At 44.9% G+C, this 23,272-nt stretch carries 15 protein-coding genes and 2 riboswitches; of the genes, 1 reads left to right on the forward strand and 14 read right to left on the reverse strand.

Annotated features, from left to right (window positions below; genetic code table 11):
* Nucleotides 1–4 precede the first annotated feature (4 nt).
* The 3 genes from AC0LWT_RS10485 to AC0LWT_RS10495 all read right to left on the reverse strand — a co-directional run bounded on the left by AC0LWT_RS10485 (nucleotide 5) and on the right by AC0LWT_RS10495 (nucleotide 5,727).
* Entirely contained in the window at nucleotides 5–2,524 is a 2,520-nt protein-coding gene (locus AC0LWT_RS10485; protein WP_474681184.1) for a DUF5704 domain-containing protein, read from the reverse strand.
* A 1,058-nt stretch (nucleotides 2,525–3,582) separates the two neighbouring features.
* Nucleotides 3,583–4,860: an S-layer homology domain-containing protein gene (locus AC0LWT_RS10490; RefSeq protein ID WP_474681185.1), complete on the reverse strand. Its 1,278-nt coding sequence runs from the start codon at nucleotides 4,858–4,860 to the stop codon at nucleotides 3,583–3,585.
* A gap of 53 nt (nucleotides 4,861–4,913) precedes the next feature.
* A riboswitch (cyclic di-GMP riboswitch) is annotated at nucleotides 4,914–5,024 on the reverse strand.
* Between the two features lie 304 nt (nucleotides 5,025–5,328).
* A complete protein-coding gene (locus tag AC0LWT_RS10495) occupies nucleotides 5,329–5,727 on the reverse strand; it encodes a hypothetical protein (protein ID WP_474681186.1) in 399 nt (132 codons plus the stop codon).
* Between the two features lie 275 nt (nucleotides 5,728–6,002).
* Here AC0LWT_RS10495 and nfi point away from each other — a divergent pair, with 275 nt between their 5' ends.
* Nucleotides 6,003–6,692: a deoxyribonuclease V gene (gene nfi / locus AC0LWT_RS10500; RefSeq protein ID WP_474681187.1), complete on the forward strand. Its 690-nt coding sequence runs from the start codon at nucleotides 6,003–6,005 to the stop codon at nucleotides 6,690–6,692.
* A gap of 93 nt (nucleotides 6,693–6,785) precedes the next feature.
* On the opposite strand, the gene AC0LWT_RS10505 is transcribed toward nfi, so the two are convergent.
* The 11 genes from AC0LWT_RS10505 to AC0LWT_RS10555 all read right to left on the reverse strand — a co-directional run bounded on the left by AC0LWT_RS10505 (nucleotide 6,786) and on the right by AC0LWT_RS10555 (nucleotide 23,152).
* Nucleotides 6,786–7,091 carry a toxin-antitoxin system YwqK family antitoxin gene (locus AC0LWT_RS10505; protein WP_474681188.1) on the reverse strand — a complete coding sequence of 102 codons (306 nt, stop codon included), beginning with the start codon at nucleotides 7,089–7,091 and terminating at the stop codon, nucleotides 6,786–6,788.
* Between the two features lie 164 nt (nucleotides 7,092–7,255).
* On the reverse strand, nucleotides 7,256–7,615 hold the full coding sequence (locus tag AC0LWT_RS10510; RefSeq protein WP_474681189.1) for an Imm3 family immunity protein: 360 nt from the start codon (nucleotides 7,613–7,615) through the stop codon (nucleotides 7,256–7,258).
* A gap of 14 nt (nucleotides 7,616–7,629) precedes the next feature.
* Nucleotides 7,630–8,454: a deaminase domain-containing protein gene (locus AC0LWT_RS10515; protein ID WP_474681190.1), complete on the reverse strand. Its 825-nt coding sequence runs from the start codon at nucleotides 8,452–8,454 to the stop codon at nucleotides 7,630–7,632.
* 743 nt (nucleotides 8,455–9,197) lie between these two features.
* Nucleotides 9,198–9,566, reverse strand: a complete 369-nt coding sequence (locus AC0LWT_RS10520; protein WP_474681191.1) for a hypothetical protein — start codon at nucleotides 9,564–9,566, stop codon at nucleotides 9,198–9,200.
* 14 nt (nucleotides 9,567–9,580) lie between these two features.
* Complete coding sequence (locus tag AC0LWT_RS10525) at nucleotides 9,581–15,256, reverse strand: RHS repeat-associated core domain-containing protein (RefSeq protein WP_474681192.1); 5,676 nt, start codon at nucleotides 15,254–15,256, stop codon at nucleotides 9,581–9,583.
* Nucleotides 15,257–15,609: 353 nt separating this feature from the next.
* A riboswitch (cyclic di-GMP riboswitch) is annotated at nucleotides 15,610–15,720 on the reverse strand.
* A 276-nt stretch (nucleotides 15,721–15,996) separates the two neighbouring features.
* Nucleotides 15,997–16,692, reverse strand: a complete 696-nt coding sequence (locus AC0LWT_RS10530; RefSeq protein ID WP_474681193.1) for a YesU family protein — start codon at nucleotides 16,690–16,692, stop codon at nucleotides 15,997–15,999.
* A gap of 40 nt (nucleotides 16,693–16,732) precedes the next feature.
* Entirely contained in the window at nucleotides 16,733–18,352 is a 1,620-nt protein-coding gene (locus AC0LWT_RS10535; RefSeq protein ID WP_474681194.1) for a sulfatase family protein, read from the reverse strand.
* Nucleotides 18,349–19,551, reverse strand: coding sequence for an oligogalacturonate lyase family protein (locus tag AC0LWT_RS10540; protein WP_474681195.1), 1,203 nt, complete (start codon nucleotides 19,549–19,551; stop codon nucleotides 18,349–18,351). The genes AC0LWT_RS10535 and AC0LWT_RS10540 overlap by 4 nt, the downstream gene beginning before the upstream one ends.
* Before the next feature lie 93 nt (nucleotides 19,552–19,644).
* The gene (locus AC0LWT_RS10545) at nucleotides 19,645–21,201 is read right to left on the reverse strand and encodes an extracellular solute-binding protein (RefSeq protein ID WP_474681196.1); all 1,557 of its coding nucleotides are present in this window, start codon (nucleotides 21,199–21,201) and stop codon (nucleotides 19,645–19,647) included.
* An 88-nt stretch (nucleotides 21,202–21,289) separates the two neighbouring features.
* A complete protein-coding gene (locus tag AC0LWT_RS10550) occupies nucleotides 21,290–22,171 on the reverse strand; it encodes a carbohydrate ABC transporter permease (RefSeq protein WP_474681197.1) in 882 nt (293 codons plus the stop codon).
* A gap of 15 nt (nucleotides 22,172–22,186) precedes the next feature.
* The gene (locus tag AC0LWT_RS10555; RefSeq protein WP_474681337.1) at nucleotides 22,187–23,152 is read right to left on the reverse strand and encodes an ABC transporter permease; all 966 of its coding nucleotides are present in this window, start codon (nucleotides 23,150–23,152) and stop codon (nucleotides 22,187–22,189) included.
* Between the last annotated feature and the right edge of the window lie 120 nt (nucleotides 23,153–23,272).

Raw genomic sequence — 23,272 nt, forward strand, 5'->3', positions numbered from 1 at the left:
TCTTTTAATGCGTTACCCTTGCGCCAAAATCGTCATAACTGGATAAATCCCCATGATAGAACGCCACATCGCCGTCCATCAGCGTGAACGTGTTGCCGTATTTATCCGTCGTCGCATTGCTGAATCCTTCCATCTGCCACTGGTTGTCCAGCGGGACGCTCTCCCCGGGCAGCCGGTAATAGCGCAAAAAGGGATTCACATAATCGGCATTCTTGATGCTCTCCAAGTTGAAATTCACGATGATGTACCCATCCTTCAAAAAAATCGGCGAATGATCGTCCAGCCCGCCATGCGTTCTCCCGTATTCCGCGATATTTGTGCCCGCCGCCACCACATAAGGAGCCGCCGGCAAGCTGTACTCGCCATACCAGTGCTGGATCGAAGCCAGCGCCCGCTGCGGATCTACCGAACCGGGCACGCCGGTTTTCGGTCCGATCATCGTCCGGGTTAGCCATGGCGACGTGAACCATGCATACGCATTGCCGACCCAGGACTTGCGCTTAGCCCGGTACAAAAAGTCGCTTACGCCATAGTTATCCGCCACATACGCGGCCGTATCGGTAAGCTCTTCGCCCGGCACATTGCGCATCGTGTCGTTCAGCAGCACATGCCGCTGCTGCTTGTCGTCGGCGGAGCCGATTTTCACAAAATACCTCACCGGTTTCTCCGAGTAGGCGTGGTAGTACAAATCCACCGGGATACGCCCCGTGCCATCCTTATTCACAAAATAAAACGATGGCGTGATCCGTATCCCATCCCGGCGCCCGAACATGTTCCCCTTCGTCTTCAAGTCGAATTTAAAATGATACCCGGTCTTGATCGACACGGTATGGTCATAGCCCGGAAACGGGTGGCTTCCCGGATGAATCGGCAGCACATACGGATAGCTGTTGCCCCGCGAGATTCCGTCGATATCGTTCGTGCCGGTCCAGTACGAAACGCCTGTCGGCGAGATGCCGTCGCTCGTGCGGAACACGTACTGCCAATCATAGTCGCCGATATCCGTGATATGAAAATCGTACAGCCTGCCGATCGCCTCTACCGGGATCGTGTTCGTCGCTACGTGATTCGGCCAATCGAAATTGGCGCTCGTTTGTGTCGTAAAGTTCGTAGGCGCATTGATCGCAATCGACCGAAAATGAACTGTATAAAACCCTTCGTCGATCCACGTCGGCATGATGAACGTCATGTCCGGCTGATTCACCGGAATGTCGACCCATGTCCCCGCCCCGATGTACGCCGACTTATCCGCATTCCAGACGTCGAATTCGAAGCGGACTTGCTTGTTGGCGGTGTACTTGGCGTAATCGCCGTACCCGTTTGTGACCCCGTACCCGCCGAAGCCGGGGTACGCGTCATGCTGGCCGGTCGTCGGCACGAACACCGTGAACGGCCGGTCCAAAATGACCGCCGCCCGGCCTGCGGTGGGCACGACTTTTTCGTTGTGCGCCTGATCGTCGGTCACAGACGGGTACATGACCACCGGTGTATGCACCGTCACCGGATTGATGCCGTCGATCGGATAGTCTTTATCCGATCCGCCTTTGACATTCCCCGGAATCAGCGGGTAATAGATCGTGCCGGTCGTCGGCTGATCCGCCCGGTTGACAAGCGAATTGCTGACGACGTAGCCATTGCCGTACAGCACATCCCGGCCGATCATCGTCGGCTGCGGGATCGTTCCCGGAGTCTGTCCCTGATCGGGGTACCGGGAATTTTCCATAATCGTAACGCCGTTAAAAACGACCAGATCGTTGTTCACCTGGTTGCGACCCACGGCGTTCTCCGCTGCCGATTGAAACTCCGGCGGCGTACCTCCGGGTGGCGGGCCACCGCCAGTCCCCAGATTGACCCCGCTGCAAGTAGCGGGGAGAACATGAGCCTTTACATCATCGTTATTATCCGATTGCAGCGTTGGCGCCGTATAGCCATGGGGATCCAACTGAACCGTTTCATCGGGATAGCCGCCGAGCGCATAATTCGTGATCGTGGACTTCTCTAATCCATAGACTTCCAAGTTGTCGATTTGCCAGTAGCTATACGGGCGTTTGACGGTCATGGTCTCGGTTACGGTTTCCTCCATAGGGACCGGTGGCGCCCCTTCCCCGCCGCCTACCGTCCAGACATATGTTTTGGTCACTTCAACCGCATACGACACCTCACCGGTCATATTCGCAAATTGATTTTGAAATAAATACTCCAGCCCCAATACGTTCGCATAGAGGCTTTCCGAAGTCGGGATGCCTTTTAACACATCGAATCTTTCCGCATCCCGCATATCCGCGAGAAGCACACCGCTGGCCGCAGGGTCCATGACGGCGGCCTGATTAATCGTTCCTTTGGCCGGGGGGCCGATCATGTAGGAGCAGCTGTTGGGTGGCACAGGCGAACAGCTGTTTTTGACTTCAACGCTAGTGCTTCCTTTTTCATCTACATTTCCAACAGCTTCAACATAATGAGCTTGAATCGTAGTCGTTCCCACGCCTACCGCTGTAACAACACCGACTGGGCTGACTGTAGCCACACCTATATTCGAACTTGACCATGTTGTTTTCGGATTGCTGGTCACATTCTCTGTTGTTGTGCCAGGTTTCGTAAGAGTCGCCGTAAGGGATTTGGACTTATTCGTAGATAGGTCCATACACCCAGGATTTGAAACGGTTAAGCCGCCCGATCCGTCTTTGTAATAAACCTTCAATTCTAAATCACGAAAAAACCATGACTCTCCAATAAAATCAATCTTCATCGGACTGTAGTAGTTATAAAAGAGTGCCCTTGGATCTGCAAAATGCCCGTTATCTGCTGGCACATAATCAAAGAGCTCCGTAAAAGTCACTCTAGCACTCTTATCTGTCTCCAAACTACCGGAGATATCGTAGATTTTTCCAGATGGTTCAGGCGTGAATGATCCATTGTTATCTACTGCAGGATTTTCCACGCTGTTAATTTGCACATAGTCAACAGGAACTATAATATTTGAATCGTTAGACATTTCCGTTGGCTTTGGAACCCTTCTAAAAGTATTCCATGGAGCTTTAGAAGGAATTTCGGGCAAACCATATGAATCATTAGGTATAGAAGAATCATTCGCGGCTCTGTTAGTATCCCCGTCATCATCAGCAAATGTCCAAGGCCAACCGAGAACCCAGTTAAAGTTTCGATTCCATTTAAACACACCGACAGGTGAACGCTTGTTCCTTGCATTAAAATCCGAATGATTTCCATATATTGCATCAGGATACTTATAAACAGTGCCACTTTCTAAGGTTAATTCATACCTTGCTGTATCTGTACCTGGATCGACTAATACAACTTTATCAATTTGTGCCGGATCGCCTCCGACATCAATTGTGGAAGGGCTTGGATTGAAATACTCTTGTGGCAGCCATTTCCCGGCGTACGAAATACCATCAATGGTAAAGTTATCGTTGTACCCCCCTGGCGCACTTAATGTTGCTGTGACCGTCGGAGGCGTGCCCGTAGCACTAGCTTTGTCAGGGTAAATAATGATGGATAAGACATTGCCAAAAAACAATATCATGAAGAGGAATATACCTATCTTTTTTTTCATGTTAAGAACCCTTAATTTTGGTTGTAATTATAATCAGGAGCAGACAAAACAACCTCTACATACTTGCCTCCGAATTGTTGAGGTTGGCTAAACTCTAGGCCAATGTTTGGTATTTTTTTTTCGACAACTAGATTACCCTTTGGAATAACAAAGCCGTTAATATACTCCTGATCACGTAGATCTTCCCACTCATGCCCAGGATAGTTCATTTCAATTTGAAAATCCCCTTTTTTGGATTTTGAATATAGCTGCTCGCTTGCGTCAAGAATACTCGGATCATCGCTAGGAGTTTCAGAAACAAGTTTGGCAGTCATTTCGATTCCACTCTTGTAGTACAATGGTGTAATTCCGTATTTTTTTTCTAAAGTCAAGCGATTCATCGCAACAAGAACATATGCGCCACTGTTTATGTTCCTATATTTCCCATCCTTGTGACTTACCCATTGCAAATCATCGGGAATATAGCTGCGGAAAGGGTCGTTTGGATCATCAAGGTCAACGACAATGACTTCTTTTGCCGTTGACCTTACATTTCCATTATCAGAAGCGAAGTCCAACACATCGGGTTTAAACTCACGGATCGGTTTCCCAAAATATCGTGGGAGCATAATCATGATATTTGTTCGATGCCATGTGACCTCTGCCCTCGAAACAGCATGTTTGTCAGATTTGAGTGTATTACCATTTTTAATATCAAGTATGCGCTCAATAATGGCCACCGCCTGTGCACGTGTCGTCGTTTTATCCTCCCCGAGCGTGCCGCTGTCGTCCAGACCGGCGATCAGCCCGGCTTTCGTCGCCAGGTACATCCACTTCTTGTCATCCGTGTTATTGTCGCCGGTAGCTGCGCGAACCGCTATGCGCGCCATTTCGTAGCGAGTCATCGGCGTATTCCAATCCCCGCTCGTAAAGTCACTCCATTGATGTATTCCCACACTGACCGCCGCGTTAATGTACGGCAAATACCAGTCATTGCCAGAGGTAACGCCAGAAACCGAAAGTTGAAGTGTGGTATCGACCATTTTGATAAATTCGGCGCGCGTCACTTGTTCGTTCGGTTTGAAAGAATGGTCTTGGTAACCTTCGACATAGCCTTTTTGAATGGCTCCAGCTATGGTTGCTTCCGCCCAATGCCCTTTCGTATCGCTGAAGCTGCCTGTGGATGCCGTACCGGCGGCATTTGTTGTTTTCGTGCCTGGCGTAGCGGCGGTTGAATCAGCTTGGACATCGGGAATTGAAGTCCCAAGTAATGCAATAACCGCTAGCGATGTAATCAAATGAACTCTCATTTTTATACCTCCATAGTAAAAAATTTGCTTTTCAAAACAAAAAAACCAACGCCTTTGGCGGCCCGGCTGCCGTTTCTATAAGGAATGTCTGGCGACACACACCCCATAGAGTAGGCCCGTGGCTTTGCGTCCCTGTCTTTCGATCAGGTTTGCCTTTTCAATTTCACTTGGTCTTTCAGGTATTTAAAACTATAAAAATAGTGCATTAGATCTAATTAAAATCCCATATTAACCCATAATATAACATATTTTCACAAAAATTTTATAACTTGCACCGAACATGAGCATTGCCTTTACGAATTCCATCCATTGCCCCAAGGGAAAATACAGCGCCGCGCCGTTTTTACGATCATGACCTCCAGTTGCAAAAAACAAGGCCAATTACATCAAATTAGGGACAATATTTGACCAAATCCTGCTAATTTAGCAAATACTATGACTGCTACTTATCAATTTCTTATCATCGCCTCATGGTGCTGGAAACCCCCACATAGGCACTTTTACTTCATAGAATTTTTTGATATCACTTTTTTCTACCCACTTTTCGTATTCAAAACGATCCACTTCTACAAATTCATACTTTTTTATAATGTCTGGTCCGTGCATACCACTGCCCAACAATAACCTGTTGGAGTCTTCTTGAAAAACAGGAAATTCAAGACCATCGAATATCACAGCATTTCTTACATCGTATATCGACTGAATCTCGTTTTTTTCGACACGTTTACAATAATGTCCCGTACTATCAAGAGTAAAACCTAAGCTACTCTCAACATGTTCTTTTGTGAACAATTCATAATCGTTCGGATTGTGTTCGATAACTTCGTACTCTCGCCCTTGATATAACGCCCAAATACCATTTCGCATAAAAATACCTCCGATTTTAAGTTCAATTTCCGAAGCATAAGCTCTTTCATCTGTGACATATACGATCCATTGATTACCTTAAACCTTAATTCCTACTTCATTTTCTCTTAATGGATGTTCATCAAACCAATTGAATCGTTCTAACATCTCTATTTCAATTATGTCCTTTGCTTCCTGCTCTGTCATGTTTCCAGCCTCCTTTTCATCCGAAACATGGTAAACTCCTCGTATGAGAAGACGATAATCTTTTAATATACAAATAAAAGGTGGTTTCAATGGAGCCAATATTCATTCATCCGTGGGAATTAAGCGAAGAAGAGGTAATTTCCATACAAAATAATTTAGCTGAAAAGGTCATTAAAAAAGACCAATATGATGAAGTAAAATATGTTGCCGGAGTTGATGTAGCTTATTGCAAACGAAGTGATATTTTAATTGCAGCATTAGTCATTTTGGAGTCGACATCATTAAAACTAGTGGAATCAGTAGTAATTGAAGATACAGTTCGATTTCCATATATCCCCGGATTATTTTCATTCAGGGAGTTACCCCCAATCATTAAGGCGTTTAAGCAAATAAAAATAAAGCCAAATTTAATTGTTTGTGATGGTCAGGGTATCGCACATCCTAGAAGAATTGGGTTAGCTAGTCACTTAGGAGTTCTTTTCGATATACCGACTATTGGTTGTGGCAAAACTAGATTATTAGGCACTTTCGAAGAACCTAAACTTCACAGAGTGTCGTGTTCACCACTAATAGAGAACAATGAGGTAGTTGGAAATGTACTAGGAACTCTGGACAATATTAAGCCTGTTTTCGTGTCAATCGGTCCCCGAATTTCTTTAACCACAGCATGTGAATGGATATTAAAAATTTCACCTAAACATCGTTTACCCGAAACGACTCGACAAGCTGACCATCTTGTTAAAATTGCTTTAAACAAGATCAAATTGGGTTGGTTCTGATTTTTCTTTTATTAATTCCCCTTTTTCATTCCATTCTCTATAGGTAATTTTAAAGCCATAAAGAGATTCTGCGATTGATCTAATAGATCCATCCTAATACCAAGAAAAAGATTTTCCAGCAATAGCTCCCTTGCTCATACATCTAAAGCCTTCTATTTTGCCACTTTCATAAAATGTAACATAATCGCCTTCAGGTACACCATTCACATAGTAACAATAATGAGCTAAGTTCCCAGTACTATACTTTTCATAAACAAGACCTGTTATTGGTTTTCCTCCATCTTCCATAGGTTTATCAAAAACTTGATCACCAAACTCTCCAGAAAAACAAACATCACCTATAAATTCTATCCCGTTTAAAAGAATTTCTTCTGCCGCTAGAATATTTAGTTCCTCCATATTATATAAGCCCCCTTTTTCCGTTCGTGAATCATCGCTGCTCTTTCGGGCAGGCCTCAAAATGTATCAACTCATGAAAAAAAGAAGACCACAATACAGGTGGCTAGCTCGCATTGTGGCACTGTTCGTTGCTTGGTAATTTACACAAAATTACTGATAGATCATTACAAATCTAGATTTTCATCCTCTATGACCAACCTAACATTTTCCAAGTACCGTTCCCTGATATTAAGTTCAGAAGAATCAATGTTTTCTTTTTTCCAGATGCTTATCAATCTCTTATCTTCAATAATTTCTAATGCATTTTTTACAATATGTTCTCTAATGCAATTATTACGCACACAAATTTCTGCCAATATTACAGTGAACAACCAATTTATTTCCTCATAGTCGTCTGTTTGGTTTTCATACTCTACGACCAATCTTGAAATTGCTTGACCTGGTGATAATCCATCAGAAATAAAACTCGTGTAATCTTTCGGGACATACTCCATCAATTCATCATATGTTAATTCTTCTACCATATTCTACCTTCCACCTATCTCTTTAATTCTCTTATATAATACACATAAATCTCTATATCTGGGAACATCTCTTTGAACTTTAAAATAATTGGACTACAGCTAGCACACGGCTCTCTATCAGTATAAAGGTCAATTCTCCCTTTTCTCTCCCTTGGTTCAAGCTTTTTCAGCTCGTCAGTAATATCCTCCAAAATTTTAAATTCTGTATCCCATTTTCTTGTATAAGCACCTTCTCCATCAATGACATCTAAATCGTTAACATCTCGTGGTGTGAAATTCCAGTCCTTCTCATCTTTAAGAGTCGAGAAACCTTGTGCATCACCTGCATCACTTACAGCGTTTACACGACTAGAAGATTTATACTCAGATCTTAATCCTTTTATCTCTACTTTTGCCAAACCAAAATTACCTTGTTTCCTAATTTCCTTTGGCAGTTCTTTTCTGAGCTCTTTACTTCTCCTAGCTAGTTCTCCACCGATACTTTGCGAATCGATTGTTACCTTCTCAGCAGTAATAACTTCACTTTTCAAAGAAGATTTCCCCGTCCCCTCACCCTCCGGCAGCTTCTCGTTCGGTCTCTCATTGGGCTTCTCAGGCGGTTTGATCGTTTGCGGAGGAGTTCCCTGGTCTACTTCACCGATTCCCCTGGCCGTATTCCCTAAAGCGGGCTTCCCCTTCGAAATAAGCGCTGATGTCCCTCCTGCGATCATGGAAGCCAGCCCGAAGCTCGCCATCCAGTGCTCTTTGGAGAGCGCTTCTTTCGGATCCAATGCCTCCTTGACCGTTTCAACGGCCCCCATGCTCAGCCAATTGGCAAAATCGTAGGGAGAGTCCATCATTTTGTTTGCCCTGCTTTGTAGACCGTCGTTGATGCCTTTTGGAATCCCCATAGTTAAATAATTCAAAAAATCAGCAGGGGAATCCAGAGAATGGGCGGCGCGTTCTTCGAATCCTTTTATAATGTCCTTCCCGATTTCCTGGAAGCTATCCGTATGTCTATCGCATTTTTCCTTCTTGTCTTAAGTTTTCGTATAGTGCTTTATTTGCTAACATTCTGTTATACAGTTCCTTAACGCATCATCCTTATTTTCAAATTCCTTAATATTCATTCTCTTCCTCTCTCGCTATAATAAACAATCCATTTATCTCTTCTTTTAGCTACGCAGTTTTTCGATTTTTTTCAATTTTTTCCAAAAAACATATCATTCATATGGCATAGTTTCATCTTCCAATAACAACTCTTGCAATTCTTCTCTTGTCATTTCAATAACACTCCCTTTAATCAAATATTTCCCTGATATATCCTTCTTTTAAATAATATGCTTATTCCTAACCTATGATTCAAGTTGGAATAAACCTTTGAAAGTTTATCAATCATGTTTGTCAAACTTTCTAAGAGTTTGCTTTGTTGGCTGTATTATGCGACCTTGCAATCACGATATAAACCCGTGTATTTTAATTACATTGTTTGAGCTGAGTTTATACGGGGCCATACCGACTGGATAACCCCAGCCCAAAAAAGAAACCTTGAAAGGCACGAAGCCAGTCAAGGTAAGTTATAATACACTATCCGTTTCGGTATTTATTTCACCAAGAAAATCTGGCCATCATGGTTGCAAACAATAATTTTTGAATAATCCTTAGATGCAGTTATCACGTCCAGCCCTTCCTCCCTATCAGGATTGATTCTATCTTTAAGAAATGCAATTACGTTTGTCTTACTCGTTAAAAACAACTTATCCTGATAGTCATGAATTGGGTGCTTGTAAAATAGATAGTACTCTTCTCCAGTAGAAAGTGCATCAGTATCATAAACTTGATTATCTACCCGCACCCAGTTTTTAATATTTTCCCCTGGTTCTATATTTTCGGGGTTGATTTGTTGCAATAACTCTTTCATTATTTGTTTTGCTTCATTTTGATTCACTCGACTTCCAGGGAAAACTTCCATTTTTATTATCCCTCCTAATTAGGTTCGCTATAAAAAATATGACCTTTACCAGAGTTACTAGAATGCCAATCCTTCCACTTTATGTGTGGGAGGTCATTATGGGGGGCATTTTGGGTGTGCTTTTCGTTTGGATGTCTTTCATAACCCTTATCATATTTTTTAGTAGAATATTGTTTATATCTATTCATGTTACCTCTGCCTTCTTGCAATAATACTTTTGCTTCAGACGCAGATTCAACCCTAAAGTTTGAAGATCCACCCTCATTTAATTTTTTAACTGCATTGCCCCACTCTTTACTTCCTCTAGTTATAACGGGCATTTCAGTTGCCTTAACATCTTTACCCATCCCCTCAATTTTTCTGGCAATAGACTGCTGAGCCCGATAGGCAAGACGGGCATCTGCAACAGCTTCGCCACCCAAGGGAATAGCTGCCAATAAAGATAAACCGGCATTAACTGTATCCCCCTCATAACTATAAAGAAGGAAATTTGCGCCTTCCGAGAATATATCTACTCCCGGTATATTCCCAGCTATATCAAGGGCTGTATGCACCCAACTGCTCCAATCATCCCCATCCCTGCTCAATCCAAAAGGATCTACATAAGAAACAGGATTTCCATTCACATAAGCATAGCGGTTTAGCGTCTGCCCATTTTCAATACTACCAATCAGAACATCACGATTCAAGAACCGTTTAATTTCAGGATTGTAGTACCTAGCTCGCATATAATACAACCCATTACTGTCAGTCATCACACCGTCTCGTCCATTATACATAAAAGGAGTCATGGGTGTCCCAATGTGATAAGTCAAATTCCCATAAAAATCATATCCAATACGATCTGTAATGTGCCCACTCTCGTCAGTAAGAACGGTCGTACTCCCTCTTCGATCATAATGGTGTATCGATAGATTCCCTTCCACATCTTCCTTACTTATTAAGCCAAGACCATAGACATAATACGCTTTAGGTACACCTGCCGCATCCGTTTCCATCAACACTTGGCTTAAGGAAGTATTAGGATTAATGACAAAACGAGTAGTTACCCCATTTTCAATCTTGGATACACGGTGGTTTTCCGCATCATACCCATAGCTTGCGTTCCCCGCACGGATAAGTCGATTCTGCGAATCATATTGGAATGTCAGCATTTGACCGTTTAAAGGCCCGTTGGTCATGTTTCCATCTGCATCATAATTTACAGGATTCCCGTTAAACTGAGCTAATCTATTATCAGCGGTATAAGACATATTTACATTTTGAATAACGGTCTGCGCGCTTCCAGGCTGGTATACATTCTGGAAAACAGTTAAATTCCCGGCCGGATCGTATGAATAGGATTGGCCATATACTGCATCAGCAATACCTACATTAGTTAACCTACCCAATACATCGTATGCATAGTTATAAACCTCATTCGTGACGCTGTTTCTTTCTGATAAAACTAAATGGTTGTTATCATAGGTATAGCTGTAATGATTGATAGCACTACCAAATCGATCAGTGTCATTCGTCTCAATCAGTTGTCCTGCTTTATCGTATAAGTTCATTTCTGTAGAACCATCGGGACGAATTGTCTTACTTAGTCGGCCATTTACATCGTAAACGTATTGGGTATGACGGCTTCTCCAATCTGTTACCTGGACAAGCCGATTTGTCGAATCGTACTCATAGGTGACCACTTTACCATCAGGATAAGTTAACGTTTTTAAATTTCCATTAGCATCATAACTATATTGAATTGTATTGCCAAATACATCTTTGTAGCTTGTCAAATGATTCAATGAGTCATACTGTCTGCTAATAGTTCCATTACCATCTGTAGTAATTAGTGGGTTACCATTTGCATCATATGTTTGTGTAACAGTACCTTCCGGATTTGTAAAACTGATCTGTCTTCCAGCAGCATCATATTGATATGTGGTTTCTTGGCCGCGACCATTAACTATACTTACAAGTTGTCCTTGAGTGTCATATTTATACTTTATCGTCGAGCCAGATGATGTCGTGATTGAAACTATTCTTCCTGCAGAATCATAAGTAAAACTGGTATTATTATTGTTTGCATCTCCAATAGTTGTACGGTTTCCATCGGTATCATAACTTTGCTGGTTATTCCCACCAAGTGTATCGCGAGTTGAAATTAGTCGATTAACAACATCATATTTCATCGTTGTCGAACGACCAAATGCATCAATAACTTGAGTCACTCTATTCAAACTATCATATTTTTGGGTTGTAACGTTGCCCAATGCATCAGTAATAGAAATCGGATTATTTACTGCATCAAAAGAATAAGTTTCAATTGTATCCCCATTTCCATCCGTTTTTCCGATTACATTACCCACTGTATCATATTGCGTACCAAAAGAATTTCCCTTCGGATCAGTTACACTGGTTAAACGTCCTTTAGAATCTCGGTGGAAATAAGTTGTATTACCATTGGCATCTATCACTGAAGCTAGTCGATCTTCTCCGTCATATTTATAGGTAATACTTTGATTTAACGCATTAGTCTCTGACAGGAGATTACCGTTTGCATCGTAGTTGTATTTGGTTAAACTCCCTTTGGGATCAGTTTTAGTAACTTTATCACCGTGACTATTGTAGGTATATTTAAAAGTATTACCTAAACTGTCTGTCTGAGTTAATATATGACCAGCCGCATCATATGTATACGAATCAGAAATGTCCCCTTTCTTTTTCTTAACAATTCTGCCGATGTTGTCATATTGATAATTGGTTACTACACCAGTAGGATCGGTTTTTTTTACAAGATTGCCTTGTGCATACTCGTACAATGTCTTGGCTTTCAAAGGTGTTGTTACTGATTTCAACAAACCGTCGCTATTATACTCATTTGTGGTACTATTGCCCAACGAGTCCTTCACATTTAAAATGTTATTGTTACTATCGTAGGTGTATGTGGTTGTGTTCCCTTGAGCATTTTGTACAGAAAGTAAATTGTTTTTGGAGTCATACGTCATGATAGTTAGATTGCCATTTGCATCAACCGAATTTATCAAATTACCTTTGGAATCATACACATACCTCGAAAAATCCCCATTAAAATCTCTTTCGCCCGTACGATTCCCATTTTGATCATATGAGTATGTTTTGATATTTCCCATTTCATCTGTTAACTGTATTAGCTCATAAAAACCATTATGGGTTACTGCATGTTTCTGACCATTACGATCCGTTATCGTAGTAATTATATTTCCAGGCAAACTTGTTTCATCATAGTTGAATAGAGTAGCTGGATGATTCGCCAAAGCATCTTTTTGTGAGATTACTCTGCCTCTATCATCATAAGTATTTATGAAGGAAACAATCCCATCTGAATCCGTTACAGTCAATACTCGCCCATTACTATCATACGTATAATTTGTAGGATTTCCATTCGCATCTACGATGGACGTTAAGTTTTGATTAGCATCGTAGGTAATAGATATTTCACGATTCACTACATCTTTAATTCGATTCATTAACCCATTTGTATTATAAAAAAATTGAAGGGCTTGTCCTGAAACAGGTTCATTCACAGTAATTAATCGGCCTGCATTATCATAACTAAATTGATAAGTTTGTCCATGACCATTCAATAATTTTGTGACTTGACCGGTAGGGTTAAACAGATATGTGGTTTGATCCCTGAGGGTTAAAGTATAGCTTCCATCGCTATTTTGAACTAGATTATCATAATTGACGCTCAAGTCTGAGCTGGTGTATTGTCCGCTACTATTTCTCGCAAAAGTATTCTGACGGTTTGCATTCCAATGAACAATGATATTTCCGCTTGATTGCTTTTCCAAATATGTTTCAAAGTCATGGCTCCAACCTTTTCCTAATGGGCCAACATTAAGTAAAAGGGAATTGTAGTGAGTATTGAAGCTGAGTGGAAGTTCTCCATTTACCGTAAGCAACGATCTTGTAATCTCGTGCGCTCCAGTTGCCGTGTTTACTGGGTCAGCTTCAAATGTTTGTTCGTCCATTATTCTGGAATCTAAAGTTTGTATCTTGGAAATTGCATTACCTCCAGAGAGATTTATTTCTGGAACTCTAGAGAAATTGCCAGTACCCAAATTAAAACTTCCTACATAACAATTTGGGTGTTGTTGAACAGTGCTTCCCGATGGTGCCAAATACAAGTCTATACTGCTGGTATAATGTGACGGGTCAGTTGAACTGATTTGAAATACCAATTGTGTGCTGGAACTAGAGATAACAGTGATTCCCACATTATTATCCTTGTAGCCAATCTGTTTTCCACTCGGATTACGTGGATCATTACTCTCTACCAACATGAAATTTCTATATCCATACCCACCGTATCTCATGCTTACCCAATATTCTAAGGGAGGCAAATTATTTCCAGTAACTGTAAACGTGGGATTAAAATACATGTCACCATAATTTGCAGTTATTGAAGTCACTTTTATTGTGTTGGGAGCTAATGTACCCAAATTAAAACTTCCTACATAAAAGCTCGGATGTTTTTGAACAGTACTTCCCGACGGTGCTAAATACAAATCTATACTGCTGGTATAATGTGACGGATCAGTTGAACTGATTTGAAATACCAATTGTGTGCTGGAACTAGAGATTACAGTTATTCCTACGTTACTATCTTTGTAACCAATCTGTTTTCCACTCGGATCACGTGGATCATTACTCTCTACCAACATGAAATTTCTATACCCTTCACCACCGAATCTCATATATGTCATATACTCCAAGGGGGGCAAGTTAGTTCCGGTAATGGTAAACGTGGGGTTAAAATACATGTCACCATAGTTTGCAGTTATTGAGGTTACTTTTATTGTGTTGGGAGATAATGTGCTCAAATTAAAGCTTCCTACATAAAAGCTCGGATGTTTTTGAACAGTACTTCCCGATGGTGCTAAATACAAATCTATACTGCTGGTATAATGTGATGGGTCAGTTGAACTGATTTGAAATACTAATTGTGTGCTGGAACTAGAGATTACAGTTATTCCTACGTTACTATCTTTGTAACCAATCTGTTTTCCACTCGGATCACGTGGATCATTACTCTCTACCAACATGAAATTTCTATACCCTTCACCACCGAATCTCATATATGTCATATACTCCAAGGGGGGCAAGTTAGTTCCGGTAATGGTAAACGTGGGGTTAAAATACATGTCACCATAGTTTGCAGTTATTGAGGTTACTTTTATTGTATTGGGAGCTAATGTACTCAAATTAAAGCTTCCTACATAAAAACTTGGATGTTGTTGAACAGTACTTCCCGATGGTGCTAAATACAAATCTATATTACTGGTATAGTGTGATGGGGTTGTTGCACTGATTTGAAATACCATTTGTGTGCTGGAACTAGAGATAACGTTTATTCCTACATTATTATCCTTGTAACCAATCTGTATTCCACTCGGATTACGTGCATCATTACTCTCTACCAACATGAAATTTCTATATCCATATCCACCGTAACTCATGCTTGTCTTGTATTCCAAGGAAGGCAAATTAGTTCCGGTAACGGTAAATGTAGGGTTGAAATACATATCACCATAATTTGCAGTTATTGAAGTTACTTTTATTGTGTTGGAAGTATCCGCCGCATAAATGGTATTATCAACATCTTTGAACAATATGGAGAATAATATTGTTAATATTAGTAATAATGAAGTAATCTTTTTCAAAAATAACTCACCTCAAGTAATATAAAATAAGAATTCAATAAACGGTTAAGCTAATCAAGTGATATTATCACCAAAAAATTGCAAACAGTCAGCATTCAAAATAATAGCGCTTACATTGTTGAATTTTAACCTAATACCTACGGATTAGCCCCCTTCCTCTCTTATCTTTATGCCGATTTTGAAGTCCGATTGGAACTGATCAGAACCGTAACTATATCGATTATCAACTTAAAAATTTCGTTTCAAAGCCTCCTTTCGGAAATAATTCTTGGTGATCTCTGGTAAAAGAAGGTCGGCATCTCGCATGTCATCTCGCTTTCTGAGCTGCTTTCAACAACAAAAAACCAACCGCTTGTGGTAACCCGGCGGCCGTTTCTCCAGAGATGTCTTGCGACATGCATCCCGGAAAAGTAGGTCCGTGGCTTTGCGTCCTTGTCTTTCGAGCAAGTTTGCCTTTTCATTTTCACTTGGTTCATAGGTAGACGAATCTATAAAAAATAGTACATTCGATCCATAACTCTATCCATAATAACCCATACTCTTGTTGACTATCAATATAAATTTCAATTTTTATCCAAAGTATGCGAAATTTCGCGAAAAATCGCCACTGAAACGATTTCTCCCCACCCCGTTCCTTTCCTCAAGGGTTGCTGAACTGAAGCGGGGCACAAGGTCGCTTGGCAACAAAAAGGCAGGCTCCCGATACGATCCGTCGGCAGCCTGCGACCCGTTCGAACGCGCTAATTGGAACCTTTTTCTCTCACCCGATGCACCTGCAGGTTGCGGTATTCGGCGATGAGCGGGGCCATTTGGCGAAACCCGATCCGTCCTTGGCCGAGGATAGGGCCGTAAGTCGTACCGTCATCCTTCCATTTAAGCACCAAAAGATCGTTGATGGCGAACAGCACCTCCCCGCCATGAACGATCACGCGCATGCGATACGGCCCTCTCGCGTCGAGCACGGGCGGCAGCGGATCGGCCCCCTGCGCGGCCAGATGAAAACCGTAACTTTTTCTTAAGTTACAGGTATGAAAAGAGCGCTCCTCCTCCCATAATCTGCGGTAATAGGAGATGTGATAAGCATTGATGTCCCCGTGGTGGTACTGGTCATAGACGCCTATCCGCCGCTCGAGCCCGGGGTCGAACATATCTTTGCCGCTGCGGCCTGCCGCGCTGAAAAAAAGAATGCAAAGCCCCGGCTCTTTAACTGGCCAAAACTCCCAACTGATCGACAAGCCGTCCGGAAACGTCTCCGGGCACCAAAGCACAAAATTGGCTCTCTGCCCTTCCCCGGCATCCAGGGCATTCTCCATCCGCATTCTCCCCTGGGGAAAAGATATATTCGCGCTTCCTTCCAGGCGAAAATCCGCAATATCCGCCGGTGAAGCAAGCGGGTTCTCATACAGCGTCTCCACGATTTCATATTGTTCGAACAAAGCATCTACCTCCTGCACTCAAAATCGAAACACCGGCCCCTCACGAATCCTTCGGGACTAAAGACCTTATAACGTCGCTCCAATCGCCGCCCAACGCTTGCCAGAACCAGGACCTCCGCCCTTCCGGCAGCAGCGAGGGCGGGATTCTGGAATCCCACGGCATACGCGAGAACGGCCGCGGATTCAATGAAGGGGCCTGCGCTTGATAAGGGATCGCCTTCAACTCCCGGCCTGTTTCATCGAGCGCGATTTCAGGATTGCCGTAGCTGCGGATCCACTGGACCGCCGCTGCCCGATGCTCGCTTTTCACATGCTCAAAAAGCGGATCCTCCGCCAAATCGACAAGCTCGTGCGGATCATTCGCGAGGTGATACAGCTCTTCGTAACCGCCGTTTTGGTAATACAAATATTTCCATTCCTTACTGCGGATATGAAGCATATAGTTGGGCGGCACGTAAAACTCGGAGCAGACGAAATCCCGACGAACGGAAGCCGGTTCCGCCAGCAGCTTCAACAGATCCGCTCCGGGGCGGCCGTCGTCTTCGCGGTGCCCGCTTGCCCGGTTCACGAAAGTAGGAAAAATGTCCAGCAGAGTCGTCAACTCGGCGCAGCGGGTGCCGGGTGCGATCACGCCGGGCCACCGGGCGATCATCGGGATGTGGAGGCTGCCCTCATACCCGAAGTTTTTGAACCATAATCGATGGTCGCCAAGCAGTTCCCCATGGTCCGAAGTAAACAGAACGAGCGTATTGTCAGCCAGCCCATCTTCATCCAGCGTGTGCAAGATTCTGCCGATCTGCTCGTCGATGAACGTAATATTCGCGTAATAATACGCCCTGTTTCTAAGCAGCGCCCGCTCCGAATACAGATCGGCTTCCATCGCTTGGCGGTGCGATTCGATGTACGGATTTTTGGAGGTACCGTCCTTGTCCGACACCCAAGGTTTCGGCAAATTCTCCGGGTCGTACAGACCGGTCAAATGCTGCGGGCAATCGAAAGGAGCGTGAGGCTTGACAAATGATATCCATAAAAAAAACGGTTTGTCCGCAGGTCTTTCGTTTTTCAGCCAATGTACCGACCGATCCCCGCACCACTGCGTGATATGGAGCTCCTTTGGCAGCCCGTTCACAAGCGGCTTCAATTCGTTATAGCCGATTTCCGGCGGCTTCTCCCAGCCCCAGGCGCCATGCTCGATCAAGTACCGGTCGTAGTCGTCGAAACGAACGTCTTCCACGCGCTCCGCGGTGCGCACCCCCCTCATCTCCTCCGACAAAATGAGATGGTCCATGCCGTACGTCTGCCCTTCCGGCGTAAAATGCATCTTCCCGATCGCCTGGCTGAAATAGCCGGCTTTAGCCAAATAAGCCGCGATCGACTCATCGGCGGCGACAGCCGGAGCGGATTCGTTATCGAAGACGTTCGTCTTTCCCGCAGCGAATCCGGTCATCACGCTTGCCCGCGCCGGTGCGCAGAGGGGGCAAGGGGTGACCGCATGCTCGAATACGGCCCCCTCGCTCGCCAGCCGGTCCAAATTCGGCGTTCGTATCGCGGTATTGCCGTATGCCCCTAACGTATCCCAGCGCTGCTGGTCGGTGAAGATGAGCAGCAAGTTCGGTTTGTCGCTTTTCGGTTTCACGCTTTTCGTTTTCGCGCTCATCATGGCTTTACCGGCATTTCGGGGAGGGATTCGAACTCCGGAATATCGGCTATGTACAAATTGCCGTACCCCGACATATCGCTTGTAAACAGCACCTGCCTGCCGTCCGGGCTTAGTCTCGGATGAACGTGAAGATTTTGCGTATGGAAGCTTCCCCTGTGCTTGCACAGAATGCGCGGGCCTTTGAACCCGGAACCGTCGTTTCGCCACACCTGCAGCGTATCCTGGAACTGGTCGCCGTGATAAGCGTTCGTCTGCTGGCCGTCGCCGATGACAAGGGACAAATCGTTGGAGTGCACATGCATATTTTGAAAAGGAAACTTGTACTGCTCGGCGCCGCTGTTGTCGTACTTGACGGCCCCGATAATTTTCCCGGTATGATCGTCAAGCGAATTGGTAAAACCGTGGTAACCGATATGAACACCGTCCGCCAGCCAATATTCATGCCCGACATATTCATTCGGCAGCGTTTCCTTCACCTTCCAATACCGCCCGGTCGCGATATCCAGTACCCAAATCCGATGATCGATCTGCTCCCAGGGCCCTTCGTGGCAAAAAGTCAGCAAATTCGCTTGCGTCGGCGACGTATTGATATGGCCGATCCACAGCTTATCTTCATGAAGCCTGTTCACCTTCCCATCCGCGGGTGAAACCGCCATAATCATGCTGTGCGGCTTCGCGCGGAAATACGCTTCAAAGCCGAGGTAACCGTTCTTCGTATCCAGCGCGATCCGGTCCGTCAAATCCTCGTTCAGCCCGAAGCACAACCACCGCCCGTCCGCGGTGCAGCTCATGCTGCCGAATCTGTAGTTCGCGGGAATCGTAAAAAGAATCCGCTCTTCCAACGTTTCCAGATCGATGGCGCGAATCGAATTGTCATAGTAAAAGTACGCTTCATGGCCGTCAGGATGAAGAAAAGCGCCTTGAATCCGGGATTCGCGGCCGCGCTCCAAGTCCGTTAATTGAGTCATGGCGCCGCTGTGCAGATCCATGCTGTACAGATTGGCGGCATTCCCGCGGTCCGAGCCGAAGATCAGCTTGCCGTCGCCATAAAAGCCGTTGTTCGTAAAATAAATATGGTAGCTGTGCGAATTGTGATTCGTCAGCTGTGTGACGGTTGCACCCGTGATCAAATCCGTAAAACTGCGCCGTTCGGACGGCCAAACCGTTCCTTTGGTGCCTCCGGTGTTTACCGCTGCCATTGCCATCGCGCTCCTTTGGTTTGCACGGTGAAAGTCCGGCCACATACGGATGACCGGACCTTCGCCGCGAGGAATTGTTCCATTCGCTGTATGCTATTTGCCTGCCTTGGAAGCGGCGTAGGCATCGTTTATTTCTTTGGTATACGCATCGCCGCCGTTCTTTTTCCACAACTCCATTTCGGCTTTAAAGCCGGCCTCATCGATCTTGCCTACGATAAATTTGGTCCGCGCGTCTTCGACGGCCTGATCCAACTGCGTGCCCTTTTGCGTGTAGGTGGCGGTTGTAAACGGTTCGGCGGGATTGGTGACGATAATTTTTTCATTCGCTTTTTGCACGTCGTTCGACTTCTGGCGAAGCGGTGTGGATGGTTTGAACATGTCCGGTATCATGTACGGAATCGAAGACAAAATTTGCGAGATGCCTTTGTTATTAATATCCGGCGTCATCGGGTCGGTTTGCAAAATAAGCGTAACCAGCTTGCCGTCCTCCACTTTGTAATGAACGCCTTCGATACCGTAGTTGATCAACGCCTGCATCTCTTTGTCGTTCGTTTTGTCCAGGAACGTAAGCACCTTCTTGAGATCGGCTTCGGTTTTTACGGCGGATTTGGAAATAAGGAACATCCCGTTGTGCCCAGCCGTCGGTAAATTGTGCAGCCCGCTCGGACCGCTTACGGCGCCGATGATGTCGATGCTGGCTTTGGGGTTGATCTGCTTCATTTTCTCATCGATTTGATAGGAGCGCTCCGTAACGTCAATCGCAACGCCGGCTTGGCTGTTAATGATCGGATCGTTCCATTTGGCCGAATCGTACACCGCAAAATCCGGATTGATCAGCTTCTCGTCATACAGCTTTTTGAAAAATTTGAGCGCTTCCATATATTCCGGCGTCAACTGGGCGGGAACCAGCTTGCCGTCTTTTTCGCCCCATTTGTTCGGAGCGCCGAACCAGGTTTGCATAATGTCCCACGGTCCGCCGTATTTGGTCACGACCATCCCGTAAGTGTCGTTTTTGCCGTTTTTATCCGGATCGTTGTTGGTGAACGCTTTGAGCATCGCGTAAAATTCGTCGATCGTCTTCGGTTCCTGCATGCCGAGATTGTCAAGCCAATCCTTCCGGTAGCTGATGCCCATCCGTCCGATCGGCCGGGATACGTAAAGACCGTAATATTTGCCGTTAACCGAAGTGTTGTTCAGCACAGTCGGATTCGCCTGCTTCAAATTTGGATAATCTTTCAGATACGGGCCGATTTCCCAGAAAGCGCCTCCGTTGATCGCATTGGCGACAGCCGATACTTTGGCATTGTTCACAAACACAAGCGTAGGCAAAGTTCCGGAAGCAAGGGCGATGTTCAGTTTATCGCTGTAGCTCGTATCGGGAGTAAACTGCAAGTCCAGCTTTGTATTCGTATATTCTTCGATTTTTTTCCATACTTTGCTTTCGGGGGTTGCGATATCATTGTTGTAACTTTTCAGCATGATACTGATTTTGAACGGCGCTTCCTTGGCGGTCGCCCCTCCGGCCGTCGTCTTCGGCGCATCCGCCGCATTAGGCTTCGCAGTGTCGGAGCCGCACCCCGTGATAGCGCTTACGGTTACGAGCGCACTCGTCAGTACAAACCATGTTTTTTTCGTATTTTTCCAACTCATGTTCTTTTCCTCCCCTTGATGATCGGTTTACTGGTTTATGATGAAGCATGCACCCGTTTTCCAACCGGCGCTGCGACAACCCGTTCGCTTACCCTTTGACCGCGCCGATTAAAACGCCTTTGGCAAAATATTTTTGAATGAACGGATACACGAGCAAAATCGGCAGCGTACCCACGACGATGATCGCCATTTTAATCGACTGGTCCGGCGGTTTGACATAGGTCGGGTCGTAGGTTCCCATTTCCAGCGCCCCCGTCGCCATCAGTACGATTTGCCGCAGCAGCACCTGCATCGGCCACATTTTGGCATCCGATAAATAGATCAGCGCATTGAAGAAATCGTTCCAGTGGGCGACGGCGTAAAAAAGCCCGAATGTAGCGATAACCGGTTTGGAAAGCGGCAAAACGATTCGCCACAGCACGCCGATATCGTTGCTTCCGTCAATGCGCGCCGATTCGATCAATTCGTTAGGAATTTCCTGAAAAAACGATTTGACGACGATCAGGTTAAAAGCGTTGATCGCGACGGGCAGCATGACGGCCAGGTACGAGTTCAGCAGTCCCAAGCTTTTTACAACCAAATAAGTAGGAATAATCCCGCCGCTGAACATCATCGTGAAAATAATCATGTTCAACACGGCGTTTCGCCCGACCATGTGCCGCCGCGATAAAGCGTACGCCATCGTAAAGGTGAAAAACAGATTAACGAGCGTTCCCCCGACGGTAACAAATAACGATACCAATAAGCTCCTTGGCAATGCGTTATCTTTAAAAACAAACTTGTAAGCGTCGAACGTAATGTGTTTCGGAATCAGGAAAAAGGATCTGGCCCCGATCTCAAGATCGCTGGCGAACGATCCCGCGACAATATACAAAACCGGAAGCAGCATGGCAAGGGCGACGACTGCCAGAAACACATGGTTGAAAATATCGAAGCATTTTTCGCCCAGCGATTGGTGCCGATCGTTCATCGTTCTCCTCCTTTCTCAAAATATGCCGGAATGGCCGGCCCTTTTGGCCAAGTAATTCGTTGTGAACACGAGGACGATGGAAATGATCGCTTTAAACAGCCCTACTGCCGCACTGTAGCTGAAAGCGCCCTGCATAATCCCGGCCGTGTACACGTAAGTGTCGAACACTTCGGCGACCGGACGGTTCAGCGGGTTGATCATTAACAGCACCTGCTCGAATCCGCGGTCCATAAATTGCCCCATGCGCAAAATGAGCAGGACGATGATCGTTCCCTGAATGGCCGGCAGCGTAATGTGCCACAGTTGGCGGAACCGGTTCGCGCCGTCGACGTAAGCCGCTTCGTACTGCTCTTGATCCACGCCGGCAAGCGCCGCCAGGAAGATGATCGTCCCCCAGCCCATTTCTTTCCAAATGCTTTGCGAAATAATCATCGGCCTGAACCAGCTTTCGCTCGTCAGAAAATCGATTTTATGTCCGAAAAGCCGCAGCACCGCTTCATTAATGACTCCGCCTTCCGTCGTCAGCAGCAAATAGGAAATGCTCGCTACGATAACCATCGAAATAAAATGCGGGATATAAATGAGCGACTGGATAAAGCGCTTGTAAAAAGCTTTGCGCACTTCATTCAGCAAAAGCGCCAGCAGAATCGGAGCCGGGAAAAAAAACAACAAATCGTACAAACCCAGCAAAAGCGTGTTGCGAATTAATGTAAAAAATATCGGGTCCTGAAAAAACTGTTTGAAGTTATCGAGTCCGACCCATTCGCTGTTAAAAAAACCGGCGTAAGGCTGGTAATTTTTGAAGGCGAGCAGAACTCCCCACATCGGAACGTATTTGAAAATAACAAAGTAGGCCAAGCCCGGGAGCAGCAGCAGCAGCAAATATTTGTCCCGGATGATTTTGCTCATCAGCGAGCCCCGTTTGGAAGTTCCTACCGCTCTTTCGGATATCAAGCTCTGTCCGGCGCCCGTTTGTTTCATCATGTTCTCACTCCTTCGCAGTTTGGTACTTCACACACTATAAGAATCGAACATTTCCGGCAATCATACTTTTTTTGCCCGGCATATCGAGCTTTTTTCAAAAAAGTGCAAACCCGGAAA

The sequence above is a fragment of the Paenibacillus sp. sgz302164 genome, from assembly GCF_056120505.1.

What these genes read in the sequence shown, in the direction of transcription:
- AC0LWT_RS10520 (WP_474681191.1), bottom strand. Translation starts at nt 9,566, where the DNA reads ATGGAAGTTTTCCCTGGAAGTCGAGTGAATCAAAATGAAGCAAAACAA.
- AC0LWT_RS10540 (WP_474681195.1), bottom strand. Translation starts at nt 19,551, where the DNA reads ATGGCAGCGGTAAACACCGGAGGCACCAAAGGAACGGTTTGGCCGTCC.
- AC0LWT_RS10510 (WP_474681189.1), bottom strand. Translation starts at nt 7,615, where the DNA reads ATGGTAGAAGAATTAACATATGATGAATTGATGGAGTATGTCCCGAAA.
- AC0LWT_RS10505 (WP_474681188.1), bottom strand. Translation starts at nt 7,091, where the DNA reads ATGGAGGAACTAAATATTCTAGCGGCAGAAGAAATTCTTTTAAACGGG.
- AC0LWT_RS10515 (WP_474681190.1), bottom strand. Translation starts at nt 8,454, where the DNA reads ATGATGGACTCTCCCTACGATTTTGCCAATTGGCTGAGCATGGGGGCC.
- AC0LWT_RS10490 (WP_474681185.1), bottom strand. Translation starts at nt 4,860, where the DNA reads ATGAGAGTTCATTTGATTACATCGCTAGCGGTTATTGCATTACTTGGG.
- AC0LWT_RS10550 (WP_474681197.1), bottom strand. Translation starts at nt 22,171, where the DNA reads ATGAACGATCGGCACCAATCGCTGGGCGAAAAATGCTTCGATATTTTC.
- AC0LWT_RS10535 (WP_474681194.1), bottom strand. Translation starts at nt 18,352, where the DNA reads ATGATGAGCGCGAAAACGAAAAGCGTGAAACCGAAAAGCGACAAACCG.
- AC0LWT_RS10495 (WP_474681186.1), bottom strand. Translation starts at nt 5,727, where the DNA reads ATGCGAAATGGTATTTGGGCGTTATATCAAGGGCGAGAGTACGAAGTT.
- AC0LWT_RS10555 (WP_474681337.1), bottom strand. Translation starts at nt 23,152, where the DNA reads ATGAAACAAACGGGCGCCGGACAGAGCTTGATATCCGAAAGAGCGGTA.
- AC0LWT_RS10545 (WP_474681196.1), bottom strand. Translation starts at nt 21,201, where the DNA reads ATGAGTTGGAAAAATACGAAAAAAACATGGTTTGTACTGACGAGTGCG.
- nfi (WP_474681187.1), top strand. Translation starts at nt 6,003, where the DNA reads ATGGAGCCAATATTCATTCATCCGTGGGAATTAAGCGAAGAAGAGGTA.